This is a genomic window from Planktosalinus sp., assembly GCF_059864935.1.
In genome coordinates, this window is the sequence record NZ_JCBCCK010000042.1 from 1 (window position 1) to 4,386 (window position 4,386).

A 4,386-nucleotide genomic window follows, 5' to 3' on the forward strand; every position below is an offset into this window, starting at 1 on the left:
AAGGAGTTTGAGACTGTGTTGTATTTGGAAAACCCGCCTTCTGCTCAAGAAATCAAGGAAATCATTAAAATGCTTGGTATAAAGCCCATCGAACTTGTTCGCACCGGAGAAGCAGACTGGAAAGAAAACTTCAAAGGAAAAGACTTGTCTGACGATGAAATAGTTAAAGCAATGGCCACTTATCCAAAATTGATTGAACGTCCCATAGTAATAAAAGGCAACAAAGCTCTTGTAGGCCGCCCACCGGAAAAGATTAGAGAGTTTTTATAGTTTTTATTTTCCATTTCTTTTACTGGTTTCCATCTTAACAACCCTTAATTTCTTAATGGTTAAAAAAAACCTTTTAAACTATTCTCTGAACCATCACTGAACCATTAAGGCATTAAGAAATATTAAGAAGCTTTAAGGGTATATTTATCTTAATTTCTTATTGGTTAAAAAAAAACTTTTGAACTATTCTCTGAACCATTAAGGCATTAAGAAATATTAAGAAGCTTTAAAGGTATTTATCTTAATTTCTTATTGGTTATGAATTTCAAATTTTTCATCTCAAATTTTTCTGCACTCATCTGAGCAACCTGTCTGTAGATAGGCAGGTCTTCGGGAGAAAAACTTCTAATAACATCGTAAATTTGACATTTGAAATCATAAATTTGAATTTTGAAATAAAATGGTTTAACACTACTACTTCAATCGCTTTAAAAACTCAACCACTGCCTTACGGATGTCATGTGCTATTTCGGTTTCTGAGGGTCTGTAAACACTTTTTACACCTTCATTCTCAGGATTTAAAAATGGAACATCGAGTCCTAATAATAAATAGTCACTAAATGCTACAGTGTAGGTTTTATCTGGGTCAATAGGTTGAAAGTTGATTTGCCACTCCCCTTTTTCGTTTTCGGAAAAATTAAATCGTTGTAAGTAGGCTCCGCGTCCGCGTGCCTGTTTGCCATAATCAAGCACTTCCTTAAGTAAACTTCCGGTAAGTTCAACTTTAAGGACTCCGCCTCCAAAGGGCAACACCCTAAAAACATCCACCGGTGTCACTTCATTTTCCAGCATATCATCAACACGAATAGAGCCCCCGTTCACCAAAGCCCCATCCACTTCATAGTTGAATGATGCAGCCATAGCTTCAGCGATAAATCCGCCAAGATTGGTTTGAATTCCCCGGCTGGCACTATCTGTCCCGTCAAGAGGTACATTGGCCATATAAATCACTTCATACGGGTCTTTGATGACTTTTTTGATTTCCCTTTCCAAAATCACATTCCAATCTTCAACAATTTCTTCCACAAAACGTTGTGAGGGAACACTGTCATCAACGGTAACCAATTCTGAATCTATTACCAAACGGTTTTGATTTTTGTAAAATGTGAGCGTATGCACATAAATGGTTTTGGCATTGGCATCGGCTTTTGCAATTTTGGCATTTCCGGCGTCAAGCAACATACTGTGGTGTTCATGACCACCCATAATCAATGAAACTGCGGGAAACGTTTCGGCCAGTTTTTTGTCCTGCTCAATTCCAAGATGAGTAAGCGCAATGAGTATATCTGAAGTTTCTTTCAGTTGTGGATACACCCTGTTTACTGCATCAAGGTAATTTTCATAAGCGACATAAGGCTGCGGATTACTGTCAATGGTTACCCCAAAAAAACCAAGGGTTACTTCTGTACCATCGGCATTGCTCAACAACAGTTGGTAAGTCTCCTGAATGGGTTGAAATTGACCGTCTCTTTCAATAGTAAATGGCACAGGTTCCTCTTCTGTGACTTGCTTTGCATTGGTGGCAACCCACTGAAAATTGGATTCGTTAAGACGTTTTTGGAATTCGTTTTCCTTGAGGTCAAATTCGTGATTGCCATAGGTCACCAAGTCAAAACGCATCGCATTCATTACTTCAATCATTTGACGCCCCATTATGCGTTCGCCGTCCACTTTCATAGTTCCCATAAGCGAGGGACTTAGAAAGTCGCCTGCCATTACTAAAAAACTATTCGGCTCAACAGCTTTAATAGAATCAGCCAAATAAGCTACACGAGCCATTCCTCCATAGCGACCACCGCTCAGTGGGGCAATTTCATACACATCGTTGATTTGAATAAATTTAAAGGTAATTACGCCGTCATCTTTTACCTCGGTTGTGACTTGTTGCGGAGATTTACAAGACTGAAAAATTCCGGCTACAATTAGCACTGTCCATATAATTCTTTTCATTTTAGTGGTATTTAGTGAAAATTTTTGTGGCTTCATTGTGCGCACTTTCAAATGACATCCAGGATACATTGGTATCGGCTTTATTTGCTGTAAAATAAGACAACAACTTTTCTGTGGGCATATTGCCGGTGAGTTCATCTTTCGCCATCGGGCAACCGCCAAAACCTTGAATGGCACCATCAAAACGGCGACACCCTGCTTTATATGCTGCATCTACTTTTTCGTGCCAGCTGGTGGGAGTGGTATGCAAATGAGCTCCAAATTCAATGTTCGAAAACTTAGGAATTAAATTGGAATATAGGTAAGTAATCACATCAGGTGTAGATGTGCCCACAGTATCACTTAGTGAAAGGATTTTAATGCCCATTGCGACCAGTTTTTCAGTCCACTCGCCCACGATTTCCACGTTCCAGGGGTCACCATAGGGATTTCCGAAACCCATAGACAGATAAGCCACGACTTCTTTGTTACTGCTTTCGGCGATGTTGAGTATTTCCTGCAAAACTACCAGTGATTCGGCTATGGTTTTGTGGGTGTTCCGCATCTGAAAGTTTTCGGAAATGGAGAACGGATAACCCAAATAGTTTATTTCAGGAAAAGTGGCTGCCGTTTCTGCCCCGCGCACGTTGGCAACGATGGCCAGCAGTTTGCTTTCGGTTTTGGAAAGGTCAAGTCTTGAAAGCACCTCGGCAGTATCAACCATTTGCGGAATGGCCTTGGGCGAAACAAAACTGCCAAAATCGATGGTATCAAAGCCACATCGCAAAAGCGACTGAATGTATTGCACTTTTTTATCGGTGGGAATAAAGTCTCTGATGCCTTGCATAGCATCACGGGGGCATTCAATGATTTTTATTTTTTGGCTCATAAATAGTACAAACTGCTGAAAATTCAGCGATGTAAAAATACAATTTCTTTACGGAAGAAAAAGAAAAACCGCTATACCCATAAATACAATGATTTGCAACCATTTAAAAAACATACCGGCTCCTTTTTGCTTTTGTAAAAACAGGGAGATGCGCCCCGAAAGCAATGCAATAGCAGAAAAAATGACAAAAGCAATCACCATAAACAAACCGCCTAAAATATAAAACTGTAAAACGGTATTTCCTGAAGTATCCCAAAGAAAAGCGGGAAAGAACGCCATAAAGAAAATAGTAACTTTAGGGTTTAGGATGTTCATGATTACCCCTTGTTTAAACAATTGAAAATGAGATTTTTTTATTGCTCCTGCAGAAGTAATCATCAATGTATTACCGGCTTTGTAAACCTTGTATGCCAGATAAATCAAGTACATAGCACCGGCAATTTTAATCCCGATAAACGCTGTTTCAGAAGCCATTAAAATTGCTGAAATGCCAAAAGCCACAAGTGTCGTGTGAACAATACACCCTGATATAAGCCCGGCTGTTGTGGCGATGCCATAGGATGCGCCATTGGTAATGCTTTGGGTGAGCACATAGACATTGTCCGGTCCCGGTGAAATTGCCATTCCCGCAGAAGCAATACAGAAGGAAATGAGTAATTCAATCATAAAAAATTAGCTATGCCCTATTTGATTTCAGAATTGCTTTGTTGATTTCTTTGATCAATTGGGGGCCTTCATAAATAAAACCGGTATAGAGCTGCACCAGGCTGGCACCTGCATCCAGTTTTTCAAGTGCATCGGCTGCAGAGTGTATGCCTCCCACTCCAATGATTGGAAAAGCACCTCCACTTTGGGTATGCAAAAAACGTATGACTTCAGTGGAACGTTTGGTTAAGGGTTTTCCACTTAAACCTCCCATTTCAGATTTGTTTTCAGAAACTAATCCGTCTCGTGACAAGGTGGTGTTTGTGGCAATGATCCCGGCTATGTTTGTTGTTTTTATAATATCGATGATGTCAAGTAATTGTTCATCTGTTAAATCGGGTGCAATTTTTAAAAGTAAGGGTTTCTGTTTCGGCTTGGTTTTATTTTCATCCTGAAGTCGCTGCAACAACTTTGTGAGCGGCTTCTTATCCTGCAATTCACGTAGATTGGGCGTGTTGGGCGATGAAACATTCACCACAAAATAATCAACATGCTCATAAAGTGTGTTGAAACAAATCAGGTAATCATCAACAGCTTGTTCATTAGGGGTTGCTTTGTTTTTACCAATGTTTCCGCCAATGAGCACACCTTTG

The 4,386-nt window shown here is 39.9% G+C and carries 5 protein-coding genes; 1 reads left to right on the forward strand and 4 read right to left on the reverse strand.

All coding sequences use genetic code 11. The features are described 5' to 3' along the window. Positions 1-270: ArsC/Spx/MgsR family protein (locus tag AC6F75_RS01770; protein WP_500713205.1), on the forward strand; the 270-nt coding region annotated here is incomplete at its 5' end. A gap of 414 nt (positions 271-684) precedes the next feature. Here AC6F75_RS01770 and AC6F75_RS01775 read toward each other — a convergent pair. The 4 genes from AC6F75_RS01775 to AC6F75_RS01790 form a co-directional block, all read right to left on the reverse strand. Next, on the reverse strand, positions 685-2,220 hold the full coding sequence (locus AC6F75_RS01775; protein ID WP_500713206.1) for a 5'-nucleotidase C-terminal domain-containing protein: 1,536 nt from the start codon (positions 2,218-2,220) through the stop codon (positions 685-687). Between the two features lies 1 nt (position 2,221). After that, on the reverse strand, positions 2,222-3,088 hold the full coding sequence (locus AC6F75_RS01780) for a hydroxymethylglutaryl-CoA lyase-like TIM-barrel protein (RefSeq protein ID WP_500713207.1): 867 nt from the start codon (positions 3,086-3,088) through the stop codon (positions 2,222-2,224). Between the two features lie 48 nt (positions 3,089-3,136). Continuing rightward, a complete protein-coding gene (locus tag AC6F75_RS01785; RefSeq protein WP_500713208.1) occupies positions 3,137-3,754 on the reverse strand; it encodes a LysE family transporter in 618 nt (205 codons plus the stop codon). 10 nt (positions 3,755-3,764) lie between these two features. Beyond that, a partial coding sequence (locus tag AC6F75_RS01790) for a quinone-dependent dihydroorotate dehydrogenase (protein WP_500713209.1) occupies positions 3,765-4,386 on the reverse strand: 622 nt, incomplete at its 5' end.

Excerpts from the sequence above, each read along its gene's own strand:
- AC6F75_RS01775 (WP_500713206.1), bottom strand. The coding sequence starts at position 2,220 with ATGAAAAGAATTATATGGACAGTGCTAATTGTAGCCGGAATTTTTCAG.
- AC6F75_RS01780 (WP_500713207.1), bottom strand. The coding sequence starts at position 3,088 with ATGAGCCAAAAAATAAAAATCATTGAATGCCCCCGTGATGCTATGCAA.
- AC6F75_RS01785 (WP_500713208.1), bottom strand. The coding sequence starts at position 3,754 with ATGATTGAATTACTCATTTCCTTCTGTATTGCTTCTGCGGGAATGGCA.